We start from the raw sequence: 25,388 nt of genomic DNA, 5'->3' as shown, positions 1-25,388 counted from the left end.
ACCTGACCAGCGGCAGCGACGACCACTCCGGGCTGAACATCGCCCGCAGCCACACCCTGGTCCGGGGCGTGGCCGACCCCGCCGACACGGCGGCGTTCCTGGCGGCCCTGGAGGCCGGAGCGGCCACGCCCGTGCAGGTGCCCGCCACCCCGGCCACCATGGCCCACAACCTCTACTCCATCGCCTACCAGTTCTACCGCGACCGCCTGGGGCTGGAGCGCTTCCTGTCGCGCGACCTGGTCCTGCGCCATGTGGACCGCGCCCTGACCCTGGAGGAACCCGCCCCCGAAAACGGGCTGGTGGCCCGGCTGCACACCCTGGTGGGCGGGCTGCGCGCGGCCTCCCTGCGCCGCTCCAGGCCTGCGGCCCTGCCCCGCGTGGTCCAGCGCGAGGTGCTGGAACTCATCAGCGCCAACCCGACCCTGGCCGCCGGGCTCGGCAGCCGCCGCGACAAGCCCTGGGAGGCCGAACGCGGCTGGTTCGAATTCGTGGACCGCGCCTCGGAGAAGGTGCTGACCCACTTCGCGGACACCATCCTGCGCAGCGTGGCCGAGGGCAACCTCTTCGACGTGTTCAAGGCCATCGGCTCCGCCGGGGCCTCGTACACCCTGCTTGCGCCCTACGCCGTGGCCTATGCGCTGTTCACCAAGGACCGCCGCTTCTGCCGCACGGTGCAGGGGCGCTTCGCGGCGCGCAAGGGCCGCCCCGCGCCGCCCGCGCCCCTGGCCGTGGCCCACTTCACCGACACCTTCGGCGAGCTGAACGGCACCTCGGCCAGCCTGGCCCGGCAGCTTCAGGCCGCCCGGGCCCACGGCCGGGAGCTGACGGTGGTCACCTGCCGCCCCGGGGAGGCGCCCGCGGCCCACCCCGGGGTGCGCAACTTCGCGCCCATCGGCTCCTTCGAGCTGCCCGAGTATCCGGGACTGGTGCTCAACTACCCGCCGCTGCTCAAGATGCTTGATTGGTGCTACGAACACGGGGCGACCCACATCCACACGGCCACCCCGGGCCCCGTGGGCCTGGCGGGGCTGGCCGTGGCGCGCATCCTGGGCCTGCCCCTGCACGCCACCTACCACACCGACTTCCCGGCCTATGCGGGCGCCCTGACCGGCGATGCGGGCATGGAGGAAGGCGCCTGGCGCTACCTGTCGTGGTTCATGGGCCAGTGCGACATGGTCGACGCGCCCTCGGCCCAGGTGGCCGCAGGCCTGGCCGCCCGGGGGGTGGACCGCGCGCGCATCCGCGTCGTGCCCCGGGGGGTGGACCCGACCCTGTTCAACCCCGAGCGGCGCAACGGATTCCTGCTCAAGACCTTCGGCGTGTCCGACGAGGCCCTGAAGCTGCTTTTCGTGGGCCGCGTGAGCCGCGAGAAGAACCTGCCCATGCTGGCCGGGGTCTTCCGCGAGCTGTGCGCCCTGCGCGGGGGGGTGCACCTGGTGGTGGTCGGCGGCGGGCCGTACCTGGAGGAGATGCGCGCCGAACTGGCGGGCTACCCGGCCACCTTCACCGGCCCGCTGCACGGCGAGGAGCTGGCCGCGGCCTACGCCTCGGCCGACGTGTTCGTGTTCCCCTCGGTGCGCGACACCTGCGGCACCGCCGTGCTGGAGGCCCTGGCCTCGGGGCTGCCCGTGGTGGTCACCGACCAGGGCGGCCCCCAGGACCATGTGCAGCCCGGGCGCACGGGGCTGGTGGTCCCCGGCGGCGAACCGCGCCACTTCCTGCGCGCCCTGGCCACCCTGGCGGACGACCCCGCGCGCCTGCCGGCCATGCGCCGCGCCGCGCGCGAGTCCGTGCGCCACCGCTCCCAGGACAGGGCCTTCCTGGCCCAGTGGGCGGCCTACGCCGAGACCGCCCTGTCCTGACCGCCCTGCCCTTCCCGGCTGCGCCCCCGGCCCCGGGGGCCCCGCCAGGCCGGCCGTCGCCAAAAAGAAACCCATCCGCCACGCGGCCACCACGCAGGGCCGCTAGCCTGATCCAACCCCCGCGGACGGGGGCCCCCCGCGCCCCCAGGCCGGGAACAACATCCCACCGGGAGAACACCCATGCAGCACGCCCAGGCTCTTGCCCCCTTCGCCCTGGATCTGCCCCTGAACCGGCCCCTCAAGACCCTGGTCGGCAAGCCGCTGGAAAAGATGCTCTGCCTGCCGACCCTCAACTCGCTGTACGCGCGCATCGGCGGGCGCGAGCCCGAGGGCTTCCCCGGGCGCGTGCTGGACCTGCTGGGCATCGGCGTGGACGCAGCCGAGGCGGACCTGGCGCGCATCCCGGCCGCGGGCCCGGCGGTGGTGGTGGCCAACCATCCCTTCGGGGCCATCGAGGGCGTGGTGCTGCTCCAGGCGCTGCTGCGCGTGCGCCCCGACGTGAAAATCATGGCCAACTCGCTGCTGGCCCTGGTGCCCGAGCTGCGCGGGCACCTCATCACCGTGGATCCCTTCGGCTCGCGCGAGGCCGCCCGGCGCAACGTGGGCGCCCTCAAGGAGGCCATCCGCTGGACGCGCGGCGGCGGGCTGCTGGCCGTGTTCCCGGCGGGCGAGGTGACCTCGCTGCAACTGCGCAAGCGCGCGGTCACCGACCCGGACTGGAGCCCCACCGTGGGGCGCATCATCCGCATCACCGGGGCCCCGGCGGTGCCCGTGTATTTCGACGGCGCCAACGGGCCGCTGTTCCACCTCATGGGCCTGATCCACCCCCGCCTGCGCACGGTCATGCTCCCGCGCGAGCTGCTCAACAAGCGCAGCCGCACGGTACGCCTGGGCGTGGGCTGCCCGGTGCCCGCCCAGAAAATGGCCCGCTTCGCCTCCGACGAGCAGCTCACCCGGTACCTGCGCCTGCGGACCTATGTGCTCGGCCACCGCTGCCGCCGCGACCAGAGCCCCCGGGGCGCCCTGCGGGCCCTGGCCCCCCGCCCGGCGGTTCCGGCGGCGCAGCCCGTGGCCCCGCCCTGCGACCGCGCGGCCCTGGCCCGCGAAATCGCGGCCCAGCCCGCGCCCAACGTCCTGCTCGAACAGGGCGACTACGCCATCGTCTGCGCCCAGGGCCGCTACCTGCCCACGGTGCTGCCCGAGCTCGGCCGCCTGCGCGAGATCGCCTTCCGCGAGGTGGGCGAGGGCACGGGCCGCCCCCGCGACATCGACCGCTACGACGACTACTACCACCACCTCGTGCTCTGGAACCGCGCCGAAGGGGAGATCGTCGGGGCCTACCGCCTGGGGCGGGCCGATGTCATCGCCGGAGGCTACGGCCCGGCCGGGCTGTATACCCACTCCCTGTTCGACTACGACCAGCGCTTCCTGGACCGCGTCAGCCCGGCCCTGGAGTTGGGGCGGGCCTTTGTGGTCGCCAAATACCGCAAGAGCTACAACCCGCTGCTGCTGCTGTGGAAGGGCATCGCCGCCTTCGTCTGCCGCGAGCGGCGCTACCGGCTGCTCTTCGGGCCGGTGTCCATCTCCAACGACTACCACCCCTGCTCCAAGCTGCTGATGATGCGCTTCCTGCGCGCCAACCACGCCCCCGAGGGCGGGCTGCACAAGCTCATCCGGCCCCGCACGCCCCCGCGCCTGCGCGCCCGGCGCCCCGGCGGCCTGGGCTTCGCGGCCATCAACACCGTCTGCCCCGACATCGAAGACCTGGCCTCGGCCATCAGCGACATCGAGGCCGACGGCAAGGGCATCCCCGTGCTGCTGCGCCAGTACCTGAAGCTCGGCGGCACGGTGCTGACCTTCAACCGCGACCCCGACTTCGGCGACGCCATCGACGGGCTGATGCTCGTGGACCTGGCGCGGACCCCGCCCAAGACCCTGGAGCGTTTCATGGGCCGCGAAGAGGCCGCCATGTTCCTGGCGCTCCACGGCCGGTAAGGGCTGATAACCGTTTTGCACACGCAAGGGCCCGGCCTCCCAGGGGGAGGCCGGGCCCTTGCGCCGCCCGGTTCCGGGGGTCAGCCCTGGTCCTGGCCCTGGCCGCCGCCAGCCCCGGCCTCGGGCGCCAGGACCAGGAACGGCCCGTGCAGCCCCAGGGTCTCGGGAAAGGCCGCCAGCCGCGCCAGAGAGGCCGCGCTCAGGCGCTGCCCGCGCAGCAGGAGCTTCACCCCGTCCGCATTGACCATGTCCTCGGCCATGACCATGCCCTCGCGCAGCTCGGCCAGCCCGACCCGGCGCACCGGCACCGGCTCGGGCCGGTACACCGCGCGCAGCATGGCCTCGACCACGGTCTGGTCATAGGCCCTGGCCTTGCCGCGCATGGATTCCAGGACCTTCACCGCGTCGGCGCCCCGGTTTTCCAGGCGGCCCACATCCAAGGCGACCTTGATGATGCGCGATTCCAGGGGCTGGCCGTCGTGCAGGGGGGCGCTCTGGTGGAGGATGATGCGCGCCACCGGCGCCAGGGTGTCGATGTTGTTCAGCAGGCTGGCGGCGATGCTCGGGTGCATCCCGAATATCTGCTGCTCTTCCGGGGTCAGGGCCTGGCCCGTGTTCATCTTGGCCACGATCTCCCCGGGCAGGGCCAGGCAGCCCACATGGGAGAGGATCACGGCCAGCTCCAGGCGCGACAGGGGCTGCACGTTCAAAAGACGGCCCGTGGCCAGCACGCGCTCGCGGATGCGCCGGGAATAGTCCAGGGCCTCGGGGTTGACCAGCTCCAGGATGTCCACCAGCACCTTGACCCCGCCCAGCAGGCGCTGGCGCGCGCCCTTGCGCTCCTGCACGTCGGCCGCATGGGCGCGCAGGGCCTCGGCCAGATGGCCCGCCAGCTCCCGGGGCGGGCAGGGCCGGGCCAGGTAGCGCCAGACGCGGCCCCGGTTGATGGCCGCCACGGCGTCGGCCTGGGAGCCGCTGGAGGTCAGCACCATGCGCACCGTGCTGGGGGAATGCTGTTGCAGCTCCTCCAGCAGGGCGAAGGCGTCGGCGCCGTCCAGGCCCAGCTCCAGCACCGCCACGGCCACCCCGTGCTTGCCTTGCAGCAGCTTGCGCGCCTGGTCGTAGCCCGTGCAGTGGACCAGGCGCACGCCCGCAGGCAGCGCCCCGGCCAGGGGGGCCGAGGCGGCGGGGTCGTGGTCCACGAACAGGAGGGTCGCTTGGCTCATGGCGTGATCTTCCCGGCTACTCGACAACGATTTTGCGCGTGTCCGGATCGCGGCGGAAGCGCGAGGCCTCCCGGTCGGCGGTCACGGCCAGGCGCTTGCCCGTGATGACCACCTCCACGCCGCTGAAGACGCGCCGCAGGGCGCGCACATGCAGGGCGGCCAGCCGGTCGCGCAGGGCCTGGCGCGCCTCCAGGATCTGCGTGTCCAGGGTGCGGATGGCGCCCTGAAGCCGGGCCCGGGCCTTGATCAGTTCGGCCAGGATGCGCCGGTCTTCCTCCGGGGCCTTGATGAGCGCGGCCATAGGCTCCTCCGAGCCCAGGGCCGCGTCCATGCGTTCCAGCTCCTCGGTAAGCCCGGTGCGCCGGTCCAGGAGCACCTGCTCCTCGGGATTGACGGGGCGGATCTCCACGATGGTCGCCCCCCGGGCCTCGTTGCCGAGGATCGGGGCCGTGATGCTGCCGCCGCTGACGATATGCCCGCCGCGGATGATGCCCCGGGGGCCGGTCACGGTCACGTCGCCCCCGGCGACGATCCTGCTGTTGGTGATCTCCAGCTGGGCCACCACCTCGCCCCCGGCCCGGACCTCGGCGTTCTGGAAAAACTTGGCCGTCACGTTGCCTGCGGCCACGATGCGGTTGCGCCCGTTCATGAGCACCCCGCCCGAGACCACCAGCCCCCCGGCGGTGATGTCCGCCTCCTCGATGAGCCCCTCGACGATGACGTCGCCCTGCGCCTCGACGGTGCAGCCGCTGCGCACGGCGCCCCTGACGTGAACCCCGCCCTCGCGGGCGCGGATGTTGCCCGTGCCGAGGTCCACGTCGCCGTCGATCTCCAGCAGCTCGGAAACTTCGAGGGTGTCGCCGCGGAAGTGGAACACGCCCTTGACCGCGGCGCTGAACAGGGTCGAGCCCTCCGGGCCGGGGGCGGAGTCCACGTTCCTGCCGACGCGGACCTTGGCCTCCCGGGGCTCGCCGGGCGGCACGGCCTGGCCCAGGATATCGAAGCCCGGGGTGCCGGGAACGGGCGGATGCAGCTCGGCCAGGGCGTCGCCGACATTGACGAAGCGCAGCCCGCCGCGCTCGCGGAAGTCCATGGACCCGTCCTCGCGCAGGGTGCCCACGCGCTGCTCCTGGCGCAGCAGCACGTCCAGCCGCCCGTCGATGCCCGGCTCGGGGAACAGCCCGCGCATGAGCGCGACGAACACATAGCCCCCCGAGCGGCGCGACTGCTCCAGGGCGTCCTCCAGGGGCCGGGGGTCCAGCTCCAGCCCCGCCAGCAGCGGGGGCATGCTCTCGCGCAGGCGCTCCACCGTGACCTCCCGGCCCTGGCAGTCCAGGGCGTCCACCTCCAGGGTCAGGAGCATCCGGTCCTCGGAGACGTTCCAGGTGGGGGCGAAGCGGATGCCGTCGTCGGCGAGGAAGACCTTGCCCCAGACCCTGGCGCGCAGCTCGCCGCTGGCGGAATCGAAGGCCAGGCCCTCGCGGTGGCCGGAAAGGGGCGGATAGGGCAGCTCGGCCAGGCCCTCGACGGCGCGCATGTCCTGCTCGGACACCAGGACGCCGAAGGCCGTGTCCGGAGGGACGGGCCGTTCGAAGTCGCATTCGGTGCGCAGCAGCTGTCGGAGCAGGGCGTTGTCCATGACTTTTCCGGGGCCGCCCCCCGGATTCCGGCCCCCGGTGGCCGGATCATGGCAGGCGGTATCCGCCAGCCTATCACGGCCGGAGCCCGCCAGCAACGGCCAACCCCGCGCCCCTGGCCGCTACAGGTCGTATTTCTTGAGCTTGTATTGCAGCAGGGACTTGGAGATGCCCAGGGCATCGGCGGCCTTGACCTTGACGAAGTCGTTGCGCGCCAGGGCGCGGCGCAGCAGGGCGGCCTCGATCTTCTCCAGGGTGTCGGCCAGGTTCAGCCGCGCGGGCAGGAGGTCCACGGCGGACTTGAACTGCGTTTCCTCGTCGCGCACCTCGGGGGGCAGGTCGTCCACGCCGATGGTCGTGCCCACGGCCAGCACGGTGCAGCGCTCCACGACGTTCTGGAGCTGGCGGACGTTACCGGGCCAGTCGTAGGCGTTCAGGTAGTCCAGGGCCTCGGAGGAAAAGCCGGTGACGGCGCTCTGGTTCTCGCGCACATACTTGTCCAGGAAGTGGGCCGCGAGCATGGGGATGTCCTCGCGGCGCTCGCGCAGGGGCGGCATCTGGATGCCCACCACGTTCAGGCGGTAGAAGAGATCCTCGCGGAAGTCGCCCCGGTCCACGGCGGCGCGCAGGTCCGCGTTGGTGGCGGCCACGATGCGGATGTCGACCTCGATCTCCTTGGTGCCGCCCACGCGCTCGAAGCGCCGCTCCTGGAGCACGCGCAGCAGCTTGACCTGGAGGTCGGGCCCAAGCTCGCCGATCTCGTCCAGGAACAGGGTGCCCCCGGCGGCCAGCTCGAAACGGCCCCGGCGGCTGGCCACGGCCCCGGTGAAGGAGCCCTTCTCGTGCCCGAACAGCTCGGACTCCAGCACCCCCGGGTTCAGGGCCATGCAGTTCACGGAAACGAAGGGCCCGTCCTTGCGCGGCGAGGCGAAATGGATGGCCCGGGCCACCAGCTCCTTGCCCGTGCCCGACTCGCCCTGGATGAGCACCGTGGATCGGCTGGGCGCGGCCTTGTCGACCATCTCCAGCACCGAGCGCATGGCCTTGGAACGGCCGATGATGTTGTGCAGGCCGTAGCGGTCCTCCAGGTTCTCGCGCAGCAGGCGGTACTGGCGGCGCATCCGGGCCATTTCCACGGCCTTGGACAGGGACAGCAGCAGCTGCTCGTTGGAGAACGGCTTGGTCACATAGTCGAAGGCCCCCAGGCGCATGGCCTCCACGGCCGACTCGATGCTGCCGAAGGCGGTCATGATCAGCACCGGAATGTGCGGATAGTTGGCGTGGACGTGCTCCAGCACATCCTGCCCGGTGAGCTTGGGCATCTTCATGTCCGTGACGACCACGTCCACCTCGGACTCCTCGAGATAGGCCAGCCCGAGCTCGGGGTCGTGCAGGGCGGTGACGGAATACCCGGCGTCCGACAGCAGGGCGTCGAGGATGAGCAGGTAGTTGCGTTCGTCGTCAAGGACCAGGATATTGCTCGGCATGGGCCGTCTCCTCGCTGGCGGGGAAGGTGATGGAGACCTGCGCGCCGCCTCCCGGGGCGTTGGCGAACTCCAGGCCGGCCCCGTGGCTGTCCAGGATATTGGCCACGATGGCCAGCCCCAGGCCGGTGCCGCTGTCCTTGGTGGTGAAGAAGGGGTCCGTCAGCCGGGCCGCCACCTCCTCGCTGAAGCCCGGCCCCGTGTCCAGGAGGAGCAGGGTCGCCGCGCCGCCCTCGGCGCGGCCGCGGATGGTCAGGGTGCCCCCGCCGTCCATGGCCTGCATGGCGTTGACCATGATGTTGTACAGGGCGCGGTAGAGCAGGTCCTTGTCACCCGTGGTGCGCAGGCCCGGGGGATAGTCGCGGACCAGGGTCACGCCCTTGCCGGTGAACTCGTGCTCCAGGAAGGTGCAGGCCTGGTCCAGCAAAAGGGCCAGGTCCACGTCCTCGCGGCGGGGCTTCTTGGGCCGGGCGTAGTCCAGGAAATCGTTGACCGTCTGCGAGAGGCGGCGGATCTCGTCGAACATCACCTGGAGCAGGGTCGTGCGGGGGCTGTTCTCGGCCCGGGCCTTCTTGAGCAGCATCTCGGCGCTGGACTGGATGATGCCCAGGGGGTTGCGGATCTCGTGGGCGATGCCCGCCACCACGCGGCCCATGCTGGCCAGCCGCTCGGCCTGGAGCAGCTCGCGTTCGAGCTTCTGGGTGCGCTGCATGCGTTGCAGGTTCAGCGCGTCGGCCCTGCGGATGAAGAGCAGCAGCAGCAGGAACAGGAAAAACGACGAGGTGAAGGAGATGGCGATGATCACCCACTGGAAGTTGATGGCCGCGCGGTAGTCGTCGGTGATGTCCTGGCTGAACTCCAGGATGCCCATGGGCTGCCCGCTGGGCCCGCCCGGAAACAGGCTGCGCTCGGTCTTCAGGGGATAGACCGTGCGCATGACCACGCTTTCGGCGTCCAGGTCGAAATGGATCATGGCCCGCCAGGGCGAGACGTTGGTCACGATCTCGAAGCTGTGGGCCATGTTTCCGGCGGCCTGGCGCACGGTGGCGCTGGCCAGGTCCTTGGCGCCCGCCTGGCCCTCGACGGTGGAATAGGACACCACGCCGTCCAGGTCGTAGATGCGCAGCTCCATCACATGCTGGCCGTGGATGGTCTCGCGGATGACCTTGTCGAGCTGATGGTACTGCTCGTCGCGCTGCAACTCGATGCGCCCGAAAGCCAGCAGGGTGGGCACGGTGTAGCGCTGGAAGATCTGGTGGTTGAGGTTCTCGGCCAGCAGCAGGGCGAACTCGCGCTGCTTGGCCAGCAGCGTCTCGCGCGCGGAGTTGGCCAGCACCGCCGACATCAGGATGCTGGTGGCCATGATCAGCACCAGGGAGCCCCACGAGAGGAACCGGGCCAGCTTGAAGGGGCGGGCGGCGTCCGGCGCGAAGGGCGATAACGGCTTCATGGGCGTGGGCGCCTCCCGGCGGCCTAGGGCACGATGACCTGGGCGACCTTGTCCAGGGCCTCGGCAAGGGTTCTGTCGTCCAGGGCGTAGGAAAAGCGCACGCAGCGGTCGTCGCCGAAGGCCGCCCCGGGCACGGCGGCGACCCCGGCCTCCTCCAGCAGCGCGGTGCACATGGCCGTGGAGTCGGGCATGCTCGCGGTATACAGCGCGCTCACATCGGGGAAGACATAGAACGCGCCGTCGGGCCGGGGGCAGACCACACCGGGCCAGGACGAAACGATGGAATGGGCCAGCTCGCGGCGGCGGGCGAAGGCCTCGCACATGGTGTCCATGAAATCCGTAGGACCGGCAAGGGCGGCCACGGCCGCCTTCTGGGCTATGGAACAGACGTTGGAGGTGCTCTGGCCCTGGATCTTGGTCATGGCCTTGATCAGGTCCGGATGGGCGAGGACGAAACCCACGCGCCAGCCGGTCATGGCGTAGCTCTTGGACAGGCCGTTGACCACGGCCACGCGCTCGGGGTGGCGCTCCCAGAAGGGCGCAAGGCTCACCGGTTGCGCCGGGGCGTAGACCAGCCGGTCGTAAATCTCGTCGGCGACGATGAACACGTCGCGGGCCACGGCCCACTCGGCCAGGGCGGCCAGCTCGGCCGCGGTGTAGTGGACGCCGGTGGGGTTGGAGGGCGAGTTGAGCAGCAGCATGCGCGTGCGCGGCGTCCAGGCCGCGTCCAGGGCATCGGGGCCGATCTTGAAGCCCCGCTGCGCTCCGGAGGGCACGACCACGGGCTGCGCGCCCGCAAGCTGGACCATCGCCGGATAGCTCACCCAATAGGGCCCGGGGATGAGCACCTCGTCGCCGGGGTCGAGCATGGCCTGCATGACGTTGTACAGCGCCTGCTTGCCGCCGTTGGTGACCATGGTCGCCTCCATGGTCGCGCCCGTGCCGTAGTGGCCGTTGAAATAGCCCGCCACGGCCTCGCGCAGTTCGGGGATGCCCGGAACCTGGGTGTAGCGGGTGAAGCCTTCGTCCAGGGCGGCCTTGGCCGCCTCGCGGATATGCGCCGGGGTGCCGAAGTCCGGCTCGCCCACGGAAAGGCTGACGATGCTGCGCCCCTGGGCGCGCAGGTCCATTGCCTTGGCCGAGATGGCCAGGGTGGCCGATGGCTTCACTTGCTGGAGCTTCTTGGCGATCTGCATGTCCGCTCTCGAAAAGGGGCTGGAGGTGGGTGGGCACGGAGCGCGGCCCGGCGTCCGCCCGCGATCCGATGCGTCCCTCTTAGGGCAAATCCCGTCGAAGGTAAATGGGCGCCCGGGCCGGACCGCACGGCATTGTTGAGTTCCCCGGCCCTTTGTCGTACCTTGAGGCCGCACCTCAACCGGCCCGGTCGCCATGACCCACCCCGCGCCTTTGCCCTCCCCCCCGACCGCCTCGCGTGCAAGCGACGACGAAACCCTGCGCCTGCGCGCCACCCTGGCCTCCCGGTGCGACCTGACCCTGCTGGAAACCGTCCCGGCAATGACCCTGCTGGTCGACACCCGGCGCCGGGCGGTCCACGCCAACGCCGCCCTGCTGGCCTACCTCGGCGACCCGGACCGGCCCCTGCCCCTGGCCCAGGTGCTGGGCCTGCGACCCGGCGAGCTGTTCCGCTGCGTCCACGCCACCGAAGAACCGGGCGGCTGCGGCACGACCCGCTCCTGTGTGCAGTGCGGCCTGCTCCAGGCCCTGGCGGGCGCCGCCGCAGGGACCGTGGTCGAGGGCGAGGGACGCATGCTGCGACGCCACGGCGGGCGCCTGGCCGCCGTGACCATCGCCACGCGCGCCGTGGCCCTGGACCTGGGCGGCGAACGCGCCTTCCTGCTCTACCTCCAGGACGCCCGCGACCGGCGCGCCGGAGAGGTCATGGAACGCCTGTTCCTGCACGACGCGCTGAACGCCCTGAACGGCATCCTGGGCGCCGCCGGGATGCTGCGCGAGGAGGCCGACGGCGACCTGCGCGAACTGGCGGGCATGATCCTGGAACGCTCCGGATACCTGGAACGCGAACTGCGCGCCTACCGGATGCTGCTGGACGCCGAACGCGCCGAGCTGGAGCTTACCCCCCAGGATACGGACCCCCAGGCCATCTGCGCCGCCCTGGTCCGCCTCTTCGAGCTCCAGGCCCGGGTCGCCGGGGTGGCCCTGCGCTGCGTCCCCGGCCCGGAACACTCCCTGCAAACCGACAAGGGCATCCTCTTCCGCGTGCTGGAAAACCTGGTGAAAAACGCCGTGGAGGCCTCGCCGCAGGGCGGCACCGTCACCGTGGGCCACGAGGACCTGGGCTCCCGGGTCCGCTTTTTCGTGACCAACGAGGCGGTCATGCCCCCCGAGATCCAGACCCAGGTCTTCCAGCGCTTCTTTTCCACCAAGGGCCCCGGACGCGGACTGGGCACCTACGGCGTGCGCCTGCTCACGGAAAACTGCCTGCGCGGCGAGGTGGCGCTTGTGTCCGCGCCTGGGCAGGGCACGGTGTTCCAGGTGCTCCTGCCCCGCGTCCTGGACGCCGACGCGCCGGACGCTGCCCCCGTCGAAACGCCGTGACCGCCCCCCTGCTGCCCTTCCCTTCCGGCTGCCTCCAGGCCAGCTTCGTGCGCCGGGTCAAACGCTTCAGCGTGGAAACCCGGGCCCCGGGCCTCGGCACCGTCTGGGCGCACACCAACAACTCCGGCTCCATGCTCGGCCTGCTGCGCCCCGGCGCCGCCACCCTGCTGTCGCCCGCACCCGGAGCCGCGCGCAAGCTCAAGTGGACCCTGGAAGTCATGGACTTCCACGGCACCCGCGTGGGCGTGAACACCCTGACGCCCAACCGCCTGCTGCGCGCCGCGCACCTGGCCGGACGCCTGGAGGCCACCCGCGGCTACACCGCCTTCCGCCCCGAGGCCACAATTGGCGAGTCGCGCCTGGACGCGCGCCTGGACGGGCCCAAGGGAGCCCTCTATGTGGAAGCCAAAAACGTGACCCTGGTGGAGGACGACGTGGCCGTCTTTCCCGACGCACCCACCGTGCGCGGGCAAAAACACATGCGCGAACTGACGGCCCTGGCGGGCCGGGGCGTGCGCGTGGCCCTGTTCTGCCTGGTGCAGCGCGACGACTGCGCCTGCTTCGGCCCGGCGGACTTCGTGGACCCCGACTACGCCGCCCTGTTCTGGCAGGCCGTGGACGCCGGAGTGGAAATCTGGCCCCACCGGGGCGTGGTCACCAACCAGGGCATCGACCTCGGCCCCCGCCTGCCCCTGGCCCCCCGCTAGGCCCGCAGCTCGCCGCCCGGCAAAGGGAAGCCCGGGGACGGTGCGTGCTCCCGGGGATTGATCAGCCTCCGGCGGCTTAAGGGCTGTCGCCCTTAAGAATCCCATTCGGGGTGGGCGTGGCGGTGCACCGCCACGCCCACCCAAAGCGGGATTCTCAAGGGGCGTGCCCCTTGAGCCGCCGGAGGCTAATCTATCCGAAGGATACGCACACCGTCCCCGGGCTTCCCTTTGCCGGGCGGTGCCGGGCGACTACAGGGTTTCGGCGGCCAGGGTCATGCTGCCCAGGGGCATGAAGGTGGTGGCCTGGCGCATGGTCAGGGGCAGGCCTTCGCCGGGGTGCAGCTCGAAGCCGCAGCCCCAGGGTGCCAGGTTGTCGGTGGTGGTGGCCAGGATTTTCTCGCGCGGGCCGTTGCTCCACACGTCGTCCAGCCGGTAGCGTCCTGCGGGCAGGGTCACGCGGCCTCCGGGCAGCCAGGGCACGACCACCTCGCCCGCCGGGCCTTCCAGGCGCAGGGCGTGGACCTCGCGGGGCAGCACCCGCAGGGCGAACTCCGAGCGGCGCACGCCCGGCGTCTCGCGGACCACGCGGCACAGCACGCCTCCGCTCTCGGCTTTTTCCAGGTAGCGGCCGATGAAGGTGCCGGAGTCGAGGATGATCTCCTGTCCGGCGTCCTGGCCGTCGTTGCCGAAGGGCTGGCTGACGTAGCCCTTGAGGTTCAGGATCTCCGTCTCGGGCCCCTGGGTGCCCCACACGCCGTCCAGCAGCAGCTGGTCGCCCTCCAGGGCGTCCAGGGTTCCGCCTTCGGGCACGAAACGCAGCGCCCCGTTGATCCAGCAGGCGAAGAGCACCCCGCCCGAGGCCCGGGGGGCGCCCTCCGGGCGCCAGTCCACGCGCATGCTGCCCACCCGCCTGCCGTCGGCCAGCACGTCCAGCCGGGGGATGGGGTTCAGGGCCAGGCGCGAGGCGCCCACGAGGTTCTGCTCGGGCCGGTCGGGGGCGATGACGGCGGGCACGGCCTCGCAGGGCTGGCCCCCGCGTTCGGCGCGGGCCTCGATGCGGCTGCCGGGGCCAAGGGCGAGCACGGTCTCGCCGCCCGGGGCCAGGGGCTGCCCGTTGACCACCACCGACAGCGCCCCTGCGCGCTCCACCTCCCCCTCGCTGAAATCGGGCTCGTCCACCAGCACTCCGTACTGGGCCAGGGTCAGGCAGGTGGCGCGCACATGCTGGCGGACCTTCCAGCCCAGCTGGCTGATATTCTTGCTGACCTCGATGGCCAGGGCCGGGATGCCCGCCTGAGCCAGGGCGTGGTAGGTCAGGGACTTGCGCTGCTCGGGGTGGGCCGTGCGGGAGGAAAAGGTATCGGTGTTGAACAGCCGGAACTGCCAGGCCGGGACGATGGAGGTGTTCAGCTGGTCGAGCACCGAGGTGGCCACCTGGGCCAGGTTGATGCGTCCGGCGTAGAGCGGGGTGTCGATGATGATGGACTGGCCGTAGCGCCCGGGGTTGCGCAGGCCGTCCACATAGGTCGGGTGGTAGAACCCCGAGCCCTCGTGCAGGTGGATGAAGGCGTCGGAGCGGCGCAGCAGGAAGCGGATGGCGCGCGCCAGGCGGTCCTCGAAGAAGTCGTTGTAGTCCTGGTCGAAGCGGCGGTTGAGGTCCACGTTGATCTGGCGTTTCTGGGCCAGCACGGTGGGCACGTTGGCCCGGGGCACGACGATGAGCGTGCCCTTGCGGACCTTGGCGCGGGTCAGGATCTGCGCGGCCAGATACCCGGAGACCTCGTCGCCCTGGATGCCGCCCTGGACCATGACGGTGGGCCCGGGCTCCTCGCCGCGCAGGTGGTAGACCTCCAGGGGGTACTGGGTGCCCTCGAACAGGGTGAACCGGGCCGGAAGCTCCATCGCCCGCGCGGGCGCCGCCAGCGCCAGAACCGCCAGCAGGCTAAGACAGAATCCGCGCCAGGGGATAGATGTCACTGAACAGGACCTGTCCTTCGTTGTTCTTGATGACCAGACGCAGGCCGAAGACCTCGCCCCGGGTCAGCCCGGCGGGCAGCCCGAAGGAGGTGGAAATCTGCTTGAAACGCTGAATCTGGAAGATGAGGTCGTTCTGGTTGAGCTGGGGCAGCTTGTCCTTGCCGTCGTTGGTGACCACGGCCAGGGAGGCGACGCCCGCGATGGCGTCCTCGGTCTGCAGGTTGTTCAGGTTGAAGACGACCTGGACGTGGCGCTCCCCGTTGATGCGCGCCTGCATGTTGTCCACGCGCACCTGCTGCACGTCGGTGCGGGTGAAGATGCGCGAGAGGTCCACCGGGGGCTGGGGCGGCGCCGGGGGCGCCTTGGGGGCCTCGCCCGGGGTGCTCTGCCCGGCCGCCTCCTGGGCGGCGCTGGACTTGAGCATCTGCTCGATGTTCTTCAGGCGTTCCAGCTCGATGTGCGCCTCGCGCAGTTCGCGCAGGGTCGCGGAATGGTCCTCGCGCAGGACGCGGTTCTCCTCCCAGAACTTCAGGCCGAAGTACCCGCCGGCCCCGGCGACGCAAAGCAGCAGCAGCAGAAAATACAACGCCAGCTTGAGCCACACGGGAGAAAGCCGGTAGCGCCGCACCGGCGTGTTGTCGCGCATCATCAACACGTTGTACTTGGCCTTGGTACTCATCTACAGGGGCCTCCAGTCTTCGCGCAGAATCTTCCAGCCCGGGCCGTGGGGCACCATGAGCAGGGTCTTGGTGCCCTTGTCCTCGTAGCCGTTGCGGGCCGCGTAGGTCTGGGGGAAGGTCACCTCCACGCCCTCGGGGACCAGGGCGTAGCGCTGGGAGCCGAAGCCCACCTTGCGGGGCGGGGCCTCGGGCCACAGCTGTTCCTTGTGTTCGCGGATGGCCTGCGTCCCGGTGCGCTCGCCCTGCGCGGCGCCGGGGGCGAAGCAGGCCATGTAGCCCTTGATGTCCGCCCGTTCCCAGGCCTTGCGCCAGGCGTCGATCACCGGGGCGATCTCGGTGCGGGAGCGCTCGAGGAAGGCCTTGTCCAGGGTCACGCCGGTGCGCTCCCATTCGCGGCCGACGATGCGCAGCCCGCCGTCGGCCCCGCGCATCCAGTACAGCCGGCTGACGCCCTCGGAAACCAGGGCCGGGGAGCGGTAGTACTGGCGGAAATAGGTGACGACATAGTCCGGCCCGGCCAGGGCGCGCACGTCGTGGGCCATGACCCGGATCCACGGGTAGCGATCGAACAATCCACGCTTCTGGGCCACGAACTGGGCGAAGCCGCCGCCCTCGGAGTAGGCCTTGGGGTCGTAGAAGGAGAAGAACTCCTCGGAGCCCGACTCCCAGGCCCGGGTCCATTTCTCCACCAGCTCCACGGCCTCGCCCAGGTCGCGCGCGGCGCCGGGGTCGGCGGCGCCGGGGTCCACCACGGGGTCGAGGGAGATGACAACCGGGGTGCCGGGGGGCATGGTCCGGGCCAGGGCTTCGAGGTCGGGGGTCTTCATGGCCACGCAGCCGCGCGTGTCGCGCGGGACGAGCAGCTTGCCCCGCCCGTGGATCCAGATGCCGTACCCGGTCTTGCCCTTGAGCCGGTCCACCGGGTTGGGGTAGTTCAGCGGGTAGGCCAGGTTGCCGTAGAGCCCCCAGTCCAGGGGCCGGGCCATGCGCTCCTCGACGAAATAGACGCCCTCGGGGGTGCGCAGGTCGCCCATGACCTGCTTGTCGCCGTCGTCCTGCCCCGTGGTGCAGGGAAAGCTCATCAGCTCCGTCAGCGGGCTCTGGTGCCCGTACAGGCGCAGGGTCTGGTCCGCCTTGTCCACGACGACGAAGCGGGGCGGCAGGCTGGGATGCCCGACGATGTTCGCCTTCCATCCGCGGGCACAGGCCGGGCCCGCCCAGAGCAGGCAGACGCACAAGACAGCGAGAAGTCGGACCCTTTTCACAACGCCTCTACTTGGATGTCGCCCAGGTAAGTTCGATACGCCCGGCGGGACCGGCGATCACCAGCGCCAAAGGCCCGGGCGGAACGTCCTGGAAGCGCAGCGTATAGAAGCTGCGCCAGGGCGTGGCATACGGGAAGAAGGCCACAAGCTTCTCCCGGGGCCAGAACTCCTGCTCCATGGGCCTGATTTCCTGGGGGTATAACGCCTTTTCCCCGGAAAGCGCAAACACCTTGAAGCGTTCGTCCCGCGGGGAGAGCCTGTGGACTCCGCCGTCCGGCGCGGCCAGGGCCAGGACAACCTCGAGCCCCTGGTCGGCCGCGGCGCGCTGCCCGGCCAGGGACCGGGCGGCCTCGTCGCCGGTCTGGCCGTAGAGTTCGGCGTACTTGTCCACGAAGGCCCGGCGCCAGTCCTCGGTCTTGAGGGTCGCCGCCGCGGCGAAGGCCAGGTTCACCCCGTCGTAGACCGCGTCCGAGCGCGTCCAGCGCCGGGTGGTCTGCACATAGGGGTCGGTCATGTCGGGCCACAGCAGGGTGGCCGCGTCGCGCGGGGTGCCCTGGCAGCCGGGAGCCGCCAGGGTCAGGGCCAGGGCCAGGACGAGAAGGACGCTACTGGGCAGCCGCATGGAGCAGTTCACTCCTGGTGAAGATGGAAGTCAGCCGGTATCCGGCCCGGGCCAGGTTGTCCCGCCCGCCTTCCTCGCGGTCGAGCACGCACAGCACCCCGGCCACTTCGAGGCCCTCGGCGCGCACGCGCTCAAGGGCCGTGAGCAGGGTGCCCCCGGTGGTGACCACGTCTTCGAGCAGCACGACCTTGTCGCCGGGGGCGAAGTTGGCCATGCCCTCCAGGTACTGGTTGGTGCCGTGGCCCTTGGGCTGCTTGCGCACGATGAAGCCGGGCAGGGGGCGGCCCTCGAGGTGCGAGACCACCGTCACGGCGCTGACCAGCGGGTCGGCGCCAAGGGTCATGCCCCCTACGCCCGTGATAGCATAGTCGTTGAGAAGTTCAAGGAACAACCGCCCCAGCAGGTAGGCGCCCTCGGGATGCAGGGCGGTCTGCTTGCAGTCGAAGTAGTAGTCGCTTTTGCGGCCCGAGGTCAGGGTGAAATCGCCCTCGCGGTAGGATTTCTCCTTGAGCAGCCGGGCCAGGTCGCGGCGCAGTTCCTGCATTTCGTCAGCCCCCGAAGACGCGGTTGAAGATCATGTCCTCGTGCCGCAGGTAATACCCGGGGTCGAAGACCTCGTCCAGCTTCCCCGCGGGCAGCAGCCGGGCGATGTCCGCGTCGGCCCGGGCCTGCTCGGGGAACTGCAACCCCTGCTCCCAGCAGCGCATGGCCACGCGCTGGACCAGCTCGTAGGCCTCCTGGCGGCCGAGGTCGGTTTCCTCCAGCAGGGCCATGAGCACCCGCTGGGAATAGAACAACCCGTAGGAGCCCTTGAGGTTGCGCTCGATGTTCGCGGGGATGACCCGCAACCGGCGCAGCACCCCGGCCAGCCGCGCCAGGATGTAGTCGGCCAGTATGGTGCAGTCGGGCATGATCACGCGCTCCACGGAACTGTGGCTGATGTCGCGCTCGTGCCACAGGGCCTGGTTCTCCATGGCCGCCAGGGCGTTGCCGCGCAAAAGCCGCGACAGGCCCGTCAGGTTCTCGGCGGAGATGGGGTTGCGCTTGTGGGGCATGGCGCTGGAGCCCTTCTGCCCGGCGGCGAAACCCTCCTCCACCTCCAGCACCTCGGTGCGCTGCAGGTGGCGCAGCTCCACGCACAGCCGCTCCACGCCCCCGGCGAGCACGGCCAGGGCGGTGAAGAAGGCCGCATGGCGGTCGCGCTGGATGATCTGGGTCGAGACGGGGTCCGCCTCCAGGCCCAGGATTTCGCAGGCCAGGCGCTCCACCTCGGGGTTCAGGTGGGCGTAGGTGCCCACGGCCCCGGAAATCTTGCCCACGCGCACACCCTGCCAGGCGGCGGCGAAACGCTCCTTGTGGCGGCGCATCTCGGCGTGGAACCCGGCGAACTTCAGCCCGTAGCTGGTGGGCTCGGCGTGGATGCCGTGGGTGCGGCCCATGCACAGCAGGCCCTTGTGGCGGCGGGCCATCTCCTCCAGGGCCGCCAGCAGGTCGTCCAGGCCGCGGGCGACGATGCGCGCGGCGCGGTCCAGGAGCACGCCGTTGGCGGTGTCCACGATGTCCGAGGAGGTGCAGCCCAGGTGGATGAAGCGCGCGGCCGGGCCGACCTTCTCCTCCACCGCCGTGAGGAAGGCGATGACATCGTGGCGGGTGCGCTCCTCGATCTCCAGGATGCGCGGCAGGTCGAAATCGGCCTTGGCGCGGATCTCGGCCATCTCGGCGTCGGGTATGACGCCCAGGCGGTTCCATGCCTCGCAGACGGCGAGTTCCACTTCCAGCCAGACCCGGAAGCGGTTTTCCAGGGTCCACAGGCTGCCCATCTCGGGGCGGGTGTAGCGGTCGATCATGGGGATTGTTTCCAGAACTGCGGTTGGGGTGGGCCGGGGCGGGGCCCGGCGTCCAAAAAAAAGGCAGCCGTGGCTGCCCTTTCGCCGCTACTGTTGCGCGGCGGCTGCGTCCGGCTTGGGGGCCTTGGCCTCCGTTTTGGGCGGCGCGGCCGGCGCGGCTGGCGTGCTGTCGGCCTTGGCCGGGGTCGTCCCGTTGCCGTTGCCGCCTTCGGCGTCGGTCTTGGCGCTGCCGTGGCTGGTCCGGCCGCTGGCGTAGTCGGTGACGTACCAGCCCGTCCCCTTCAGGACGAAGGACGTGTTGGAGATGATGCGCGGGGATTCGGCCCCGCACACCGGGCAGGGCACGGTATGCTCGGCATGGTCGCGCTGCCACTCCTCGAAGATCTGCTCGCACTCGTTGCAGCGGTATTCGTAAATCGGCATTGCTATCACCCCTTCTGCGACACGGTTTCCGGCAGCCGGATAACCACGTCGCACAAGGCTGTCAACTGGCGCGGGAGCCTGTGCCGCGGGGGCCGCGGCGGCGGCCCGCCCTGCGCCCCGGGCGGGCCGTCCCGGCCCGGGGGCCGGGGGAGAAAACCTATTTGCCCGCGCCGGCCTTGGCCTCGCGGATGCGCTCCTTGCGGGCCTCCTTCCTGCGCTTGCGGCGGCGGTCCAGCTCTTTCTTGCGCTCGTGCTTCTTGTGGGCCATTATGCGTACCTCCAAAATGGTGTCTGACGAAACGAACCAAAAGGGAACACCTAACCGCAAACCCCGCGCTTGTAAAGACCGGGGCGCGCCCGGCTAGCGGGCCTCGTCGTACCGGGCCAGGTATGCGGCCAACCCGGCCAGGATGAAGTAGTTCTTGTTCACCCCCAGTACATAGTCCACGGTTTCGCGGCCCACGGCCCGGGCGGCCAGGTGCTCCACACCGCCGAACCAGCGGTCGGGGTCCAGCCCGTGCTCCGGGGCCTGGCGGCGCAGCTCGCGGATGCGCGTGGGGCCCGCGTTGTAGGCCGCCAGGACGAAATTCATGCGCGCGGCGGGCTCCAGGCCGGGCTCGGCGAAGACCTCGTCGCGCAGGTGGGCCAGATAGGCCGCCCCGGCCATGATGTTGCCTGCGGCGGTGGTTATGTCCGCCCCGCCCCCGGCGGCCCGGGCCGTGGACGGCAAAAGCTGCATCAGCCCCACGGCGCCCGCCGGGCTGACCTTGTCCTGGTGCAGGCGCGACTCCTGGTAGGCCACCGCCGTCAGGCGCAGCCAGTCGAAGCCGTGGCGCTGCGCCGCGTGCCGGAAGAGCGGCGCCAGCTCGCGCAGGCGCCCCAGGTCCCGCTCGTCCGGAGGTTCGGCGGGCAGGTCCCCGGAGGCCAGGTAGCGGCGCTGGAGCACGTTGCCCAGGTAGGAGCCCGTGCGCACCGTGGCCGCGAAGGCGTCCAGGGCGCCCAGCAGCTCGGGGCTGGCGGCGCGCACGGCCCAGCCCAGGGCCAGCCCGTTGCGCACGGCCAGGTCCTCGCGCACCCGCAGTCCGGGCAGCGCCCCGGCCCAGGCCCGCGCCAGGTGCGCCTCGACCACGGCGCGCGGCCACGTTCCGGCATGCACCAGCTCCAGCACGTCGCCCGCGTGCAGGTAGTCCTCGGCCGGGCGCACGCGCACCCCGTCCAGCCCCCGGGCCTCCAGCCCCCGGCTGAACTCGGCCAGGGCGGACGGCGCCGGGCCCCCCGCCTCCACATGCACCACCCGCCCGGCCAGGTCGTCCAGCCCGGCCAGGGGTTCGCTGTCCGGCCCCTCGACCACGACCAGGGACACCCCGGTCAGGTAGGGCCGCGAATAGGCCAGCCCCGGGCCGGGCGTTTCGGGGATGACCAGCCCGGCGGCCACGAGGTCGCCCCCGCCCTGGACCAGGGCGGACAGCAGCTGCGCGCGCTCCCGGGGCACGAACACCAGGGCCAGTCGGTCCTGGAGCCGGGCGGCCCGGGCATTGAGGTGCTCCTCGAAGGCCCGCATCATCTCATATTCCAGGCCGCGCAGCGCCCCGTCGTCCACATAGAACCCGGGCGGCGCGTAGTCGACCAGAACGCGCACGAAACGGCGCCCGGCGCGGATTGCGGGCAGGTCGCCGGTCCAGGGCCGGGTCAGGGGCTCCAGGCGGCGGCCCGCCGGGTCGCCGTCCCGCAGCGGCGCACGCGGGGCGAACGGCCAGGGAACCAGCAGGACCAGGAGCCCCAGGACCGCGGCGGCGCCAAGGAGCGCCACCGCCCAGCGCGCGCGGGCGCGGCGCCTCACCGCGCCCCCCCCGGGAGGCCGACCGCCGCCCGGGGCGCCCGCCGCGCCGTGCCAGTCCATCCGCCTGCGCCCCGCATGCCCCCTCCGCTTTTCCAGGTTGCGCCCACCCTAACCCGCCCGTCCGCCCGGGGCAACACGGCCCCGGTCATGGCGCAACCGCCGGGCCTGCGCCCCCCGGAGGCCGCGCCGGGCCGCGGGCGCCCCGAACACGCGCGCCCCAGGGCCGAAACCCCGGGGCGCGACAGGTTACCAGCCAGCGTGGTTGAGCCATTTCAGGACGCGGAGCCCCGGGCGGTGAGCCTGCGGGCGAACTCGCCCAGGACCATGGCCCCGGCCTGGGCCACGTTCAGGGAGTCGAAGGGCCGGGCCAAGGGGATGGTCACGCGCAGGGTGGCCCGCTTGAGCACCCCGGGGCGCACGCCTTTTTCCTCGTTACCCAGCACCAGGACCAGCGGCGTGCGCAGGGGCGCCGCGTACAGCGATCCGGCCCCGGGGTCGGCCACCGTGGCGCAGACCTCCCAGCCCTGGTCCAGGGCCTGGTCCAGGGCGCGGGCGAGGTTGACCTCGCGGGCCACGGGCAGCCGGGCCAGGGCGCCGGCGCTGGCCTTGGCCGCCGCCCCGCCCAGAAAGGCCGTGCGGTCCTTGGGCACCAGCAGCCCGGCGCCGCCCAGGGCGTAGAGCGTGCGGGCCAGGGCGCCCACGTTGCCGGGGTCCTGCACCTGGTCCAGGGCCAGGATCACCGGCAGGGGCGCCTGGCGCCCGGCGCGCAGCAGCGTGGCGAGGTCGGCGTAGTCCGCCTCGCGCACCCGGGCGGCCACGCCCTGGGTGTTGCCCGGGAACAGGCGCTCCAGCTCCGCGCGCTCCACCAGCCGGAAGCGCACCCGGGCGGCCTTGCAAATTTCGACGATTTGTGAAATTTCAGGACCGCGAGCCCCCTTCTGGAGGAACACGGTATCCACCCGCCCGGGTGCGGCGTCCAGAAGCTCCAACACGGGCTTGCGGCCGGGGACGACGCTGTCCTGGCCCGGTTCCTGGATTGTTTTCATGTTCTTTCCCTTTGTGGACAAGGCTTTCGACCAGGGCGAACCTGCCTGCGGCGACGGACTGTGTCCAATATTTTCTTGACGGGCGTTTGACATTCTTTAGATATCTTCTAGAGCTTGCTCCGGATTGGCCCGTTTCCACCCGGATAACCCGCGAATACGGAAAACGAAACATATGCATAAATCCCTGGTCCGCGCAATCGCGCCTGTGCTGTTCGCGGTGCTGCTGCTGGCTGTCCTGCCCGGCTGCGCCGTGAAAAAACCCGTGGCGGACGCGGATCTCGCCGCCCCCCCGAACGACGCCGCCCGGCAGACCCAGCCGGAATCCGGCGCCCTCGAAGGCTCCGCCCCGGACGACGCCGAGCTCCTGGCAGACGGCCAGGCCCTGGAAGAACCCGACGCCACGGAACTGACCCCCCAGGAACAGCAGGCCCTGGAAAGCGACCCGGGCATCTCCTTCGAGCTCGACGAGCGCGACACCGACGAGGTCCGGGCCTACTTCACCTACTACACCCACAAGGGCCGCAAGAATTTCGAGATCTGGCTCAAGCGCTCCGAGCGCTATCTGCCCTATGTGCGCCGGGTGTTCGCCGAGCGCGGGCTGCCCCACGAGCTGGTCTACCTGCCCTTCGTGGAGAGCGGCTACAACACCACGGTGCGCTCCCGGGCGGGGGCCCAGGGCATGTGGCAGTTCATGCCCTTCACGGGCAAGAAGTACGGCCTGCATGTGGGCTGGTGGCTGGACGAACGCAACGATCCCTACAAGGCCACCCACGCGGCCGCCGACTACCTGACCAAACTCTACGGCGACTTCGGCGACTGGTACCTGGCCCTGGCGGCCTACAACGCGGGCGAGGGGCGCGTGGCCAAGGCCATCGCCCGCAGCGGCTGCGACGACTTCTTCGAGCTGTCGCAGATGAAGCAGAACCGCACCCGGGCCGGGCGGCGGCTCTACTACCTGCCCCAGGAAACCCGCCACTATGTGCCCAAGCTCATGGCCGTGATCAAGATCGTGCGCAACCTCGAGGCCCTGGGCTTCGAAAAGCCCGACTGGAGCGGCCCGGACGCCGTGGCCTCCGTGCAGATCCCCCCCCGCACGGACCTGCGCGCCCTGGCCCGGCAGCTGGACATGTCCTGGGATGAATTCAAGGCCCACAACCCGGCCTTCCTCGAAGCGGGCAGCCACCCCGACAAGCACTCCACCGTCTACCTGCCCGACGAGGCCCGGGCCGCGCAGGCCACGGCCTGGGCCACGGGCAAGGGCTTCAAGGAATTCACCGGCTACTACAGCTTCTACAAGGTCAAGAGCGGGGACTCCTGGTACCGCATCTCCAACCGCGTGGGCGTGCCCATCTCCGTGCTCAAGCACTACAACAACGTCTCCTCGAACCTGATCCGCCCCGGGCAGGTGCTCAAGGTGCCCGGCAAGGGCGCGGCCGGGCTCACGGCCGAGCGGATCAAGAAGCAGAAGGGCACGGCGTCCTCCACCCGGAAATCCGTGCGCCAGCTGGCCCAGTCGCGTTCCAACTATGTGATCCAGCCCGGCGACTCCCTGTGGGCCGTGGCCAAGAAATACAACACCACCGCGGCCAGCCTCGCCGCCGCCAACGGCATCGGCCTGAAGACCACCCTCAAGGTCGGCCAGCGCCTCTACATCCCCGACCAGGGCACCCTGGCCGCCAAACAGACGCGCAAGAGCGCCGAGCGCGCCAAGACCTCCATCTCCTACAAGGTCAAGTCCGGCGACACCCTCTATTCCATCGCCAAGCGCTTCGGGGTGACCACCGACGCCATCCTGACCTGGAACAACCTGTCCTCGCCGCGCATCTACCCCGGCGACAGCCTGAAGCTCTACCAGTAGGCGGACGCGCAAGGGCAAGACAAGGCCCGGGCGACGGAATGAACCGTCGCCCGGGCCTTGTCTTGTCCTTGGCGAACCGGGGCGAACCGGGGCGAACCGGGGCGGGCTCAGGGCAGGGCAGGGCGGGGAGACGCACCCGCCAAGCCAGGCCCCGGGGCGGCGGTGCCCAGGACGCCCGGAGCCGGAACGGCCTCCAGCAGCTCGGCGAACACCGTAGGCGTTCCCGGGCCGCCGCGCGTCTCCTCGGTCCTGACCAGCAGCCCGTCGCTGGCCCGGTACCAGTACAGCGAGCTCCAGAACAGGCCGCGGACCCCGGGCACGGTGTACTTCACGCGCACGGCCTCCACGGGCCTGCCGCCCGCCTCCACGGTCTCCGCGCCCTGGCGGATGGCCCGCAGCAGGAGCACCTGTTCGGCCTCGGGTTTGCTGACGTGAAAAAGCGCCTCGGGCGCATCCGACAGCACGAAGGCCCGCAGCAGGAGCACCGAGCCGTACCAGGGCGCCTCCAGCGGGAAGGAGCGGTCCACGGCCCGGCCCTCCCGGGTACCCGTGAGGCGCAGGGCGTCGCCCTCGCGGCGCATGGTCAGGCTGTCGCCGCTGGCGGGGTCGCGGTACTCCTCGCGCAGCGTGTCCAGGGCCGCGTCGCAGACGATGACCCGCTCCACGCGGCCCTCGCGCAGGACGATGCGCCAGCCGCCGCCGGGGCCGGGCTCAAGCAGGTATTCCTTGGAAGCCTGCCCGGCGGTGCTGGTTTCGGCATAGACCAGCCGCAGCGGCGCCTCGACGACGGCCCGGGCGCCCACGGTGAAAAACAGCAACGCCATGACGGCCGCCAGCAGGCGCGGAACGGATAGGAAAACGCGACGCGGCATGGGACCTCGCGGGGAAGGGT

General features: G+C 71.0%; 20 protein-coding genes. 5 read left to right on the top strand and 15 right to left on the bottom strand.

Annotation, left to right across the window (positions count from 1 at the left end; all coding sequences use genetic code 11):
- On the top strand, positions 1-1,862 hold a 1,862-nt coding region (locus M0P34_RS01995), incomplete at its 5' end, for a glycosyltransferase family 1 protein (protein ID WP_291495809.1).
- Positions 1,863-2,042: 180 nt separating this feature from the next.
- The gene (locus tag M0P34_RS01990; RefSeq protein ID WP_291495807.1) at positions 2,043-3,857 is read left to right on the top strand and encodes a lysophospholipid acyltransferase family protein; all 1,815 of its coding nucleotides are present in this window, start codon (positions 2,043-2,045) and stop codon (positions 3,855-3,857) included.
- 80 nt (positions 3,858-3,937) lie between these two features.
- Here M0P34_RS01990 and M0P34_RS01985 read toward each other — a convergent pair whose 3' ends face one another.
- The 5 genes from M0P34_RS01985 to M0P34_RS01965 form a co-directional block, all read right to left on the bottom strand.
- Complete coding sequence (locus tag M0P34_RS01985; protein ID WP_291495805.1) at positions 3,938-5,083, bottom strand: HD domain-containing phosphohydrolase; 1,146 nt, start codon at positions 5,081-5,083, stop codon at positions 3,938-3,940.
- Positions 5,084-5,099: 16 nt separating this feature from the next.
- Complete coding sequence (locus M0P34_RS01980) at positions 5,100-6,722, bottom strand: FapA family protein (protein ID WP_291495803.1); 1,623 nt, start codon at positions 6,720-6,722, stop codon at positions 5,100-5,102.
- Positions 6,723-6,842: 120 nt separating this feature from the next.
- Positions 6,843-8,207, bottom strand: a complete 1,365-nt coding sequence (locus M0P34_RS01975) for a sigma-54 dependent transcriptional regulator (protein ID WP_291495801.1) — start codon at positions 8,205-8,207, stop codon at positions 6,843-6,845.
- Positions 8,182-9,654 (bottom strand): ATP-binding protein, encoded by a 1,473-nt coding sequence (locus M0P34_RS01970; protein WP_291495799.1) that lies wholly within the window; start codon positions 9,652-9,654, stop codon positions 8,182-8,184. The genes M0P34_RS01975 and M0P34_RS01970 overlap by 26 nt, the downstream gene beginning before the upstream one ends.
- A 23-nt stretch (positions 9,655-9,677) precedes the next feature.
- A complete protein-coding gene (locus tag M0P34_RS01965) occupies positions 9,678-10,850 on the bottom strand; it encodes a pyridoxal phosphate-dependent aminotransferase (protein ID WP_291495797.1) in 1,173 nt (390 codons plus the stop codon).
- 211 nt (positions 10,851-11,061) lie between these two features.
- Between M0P34_RS01965 and M0P34_RS01960 the strand changes: the two genes are divergently transcribed.
- Entirely contained in the window at positions 11,062-12,231 is a 1,170-nt protein-coding gene (locus M0P34_RS01960; RefSeq protein WP_291495795.1) for a HAMP domain-containing sensor histidine kinase, read from the top strand.
- Positions 12,228-12,938 carry a DNA/RNA nuclease SfsA gene (gene sfsA, locus M0P34_RS01955; protein ID WP_291495793.1) on the top strand — a complete coding sequence of 237 codons (711 nt, stop codon included), beginning with the start codon at positions 12,228-12,230 and terminating at the stop codon, positions 12,936-12,938. The genes M0P34_RS01960 and sfsA overlap by 4 nt, the downstream gene beginning before the upstream one ends.
- Before the next feature lie 249 nt (positions 12,939-13,187).
- Here the strand turns inward: sfsA and M0P34_RS01950 are convergent, their stop codons facing one another.
- The 9 genes from M0P34_RS01950 to M0P34_RS01910 form a co-directional block, all read right to left on the bottom strand.
- Positions 13,188-14,915, bottom strand: coding sequence for a M14/M99 family metallopeptidase (locus M0P34_RS01950; protein WP_291495791.1), 1,728 nt, complete (start codon positions 14,913-14,915; stop codon positions 13,188-13,190).
- Positions 14,881-15,594: a hypothetical protein gene (locus M0P34_RS01945; RefSeq protein ID WP_291495789.1), complete on the bottom strand. Its 714-nt coding sequence runs from the start codon at positions 15,592-15,594 to the stop codon at positions 14,881-14,883. Before M0P34_RS01945 ends, M0P34_RS01950 begins: the two co-directional genes overlap by 35 nt.
- Positions 15,595-16,833: a L,D-transpeptidase family protein gene (locus tag M0P34_RS01940; RefSeq protein WP_291495787.1), complete on the bottom strand. Its 1,239-nt coding sequence runs from the start codon at positions 16,831-16,833 to the stop codon at positions 15,595-15,597.
- A gap of 34 nt (positions 16,834-16,867) precedes the next feature.
- Entirely contained in the window at positions 16,868-17,482 is a 615-nt protein-coding gene (locus M0P34_RS01935; protein WP_291495785.1) for a hypothetical protein, read from the bottom strand.
- Positions 17,466-18,026, bottom strand: coding sequence for an orotate phosphoribosyltransferase (gene pyrE, locus M0P34_RS01930; protein ID WP_291495783.1), 561 nt, complete (start codon positions 18,024-18,026; stop codon positions 17,466-17,468). Before pyrE ends, M0P34_RS01935 begins: the two co-directional genes overlap by 17 nt.
- 4 nt (positions 18,027-18,030) lie before the next feature.
- A complete protein-coding gene (gene purB / locus M0P34_RS01925; RefSeq protein WP_291495781.1) occupies positions 18,031-19,329 on the bottom strand; it encodes an adenylosuccinate lyase in 1,299 nt (432 codons plus the stop codon).
- A gap of 87 nt (positions 19,330-19,416) precedes the next feature.
- Positions 19,417-19,752 carry a zinc ribbon domain-containing protein gene (locus M0P34_RS01920; protein ID WP_291495779.1) on the bottom strand — a complete coding sequence of 112 codons (336 nt, stop codon included), beginning with the start codon at positions 19,750-19,752 and terminating at the stop codon, positions 19,417-19,419.
- A gap of 361 nt (positions 19,753-20,113) precedes the next feature.
- Positions 20,114-21,592 carry a transglycosylase SLT domain-containing protein gene (locus M0P34_RS01915; protein WP_291495777.1) on the bottom strand — a complete coding sequence of 493 codons (1,479 nt, stop codon included), beginning with the start codon at positions 21,590-21,592 and terminating at the stop codon, positions 20,114-20,116.
- Between the two features lie 272 nt (positions 21,593-21,864).
- On the bottom strand, positions 21,865-22,638 hold the full coding sequence (locus M0P34_RS01910) for an RNA methyltransferase (RefSeq protein WP_291495775.1): 774 nt from the start codon (positions 22,636-22,638) through the stop codon (positions 21,865-21,867).
- Positions 22,639-22,810: 172 nt separating this feature from the next.
- On the opposite strand from M0P34_RS01910, the gene M0P34_RS01905 reads away from it, so the two are divergent.
- Positions 22,811-24,496 carry a LysM peptidoglycan-binding domain-containing protein gene (locus M0P34_RS01905; RefSeq protein ID WP_291495773.1) on the top strand — a complete coding sequence of 562 codons (1,686 nt, stop codon included), beginning with the start codon at positions 22,811-22,813 and terminating at the stop codon, positions 24,494-24,496.
- A gap of 107 nt (positions 24,497-24,603) precedes the next feature.
- Here the strand turns inward: M0P34_RS01905 and M0P34_RS01900 are convergent, their stop codons facing one another.
- A complete protein-coding gene (locus M0P34_RS01900; protein ID WP_291495771.1) occupies positions 24,604-25,320 on the bottom strand; it encodes a hypothetical protein in 717 nt (238 codons plus the stop codon).
- Between the last annotated feature and the right edge of the window lie 68 nt (positions 25,321-25,388).

This window comes from Desulfocurvus sp. (assembly GCF_023230885.1).
Taxonomy (GTDB): Bacteria; Desulfobacterota; Desulfovibrionia; order Desulfovibrionales; family Desulfovibrionaceae; genus Desulfocurvus.
This window is presented reverse-complemented; position numbering and strand designations above follow the sequence as displayed.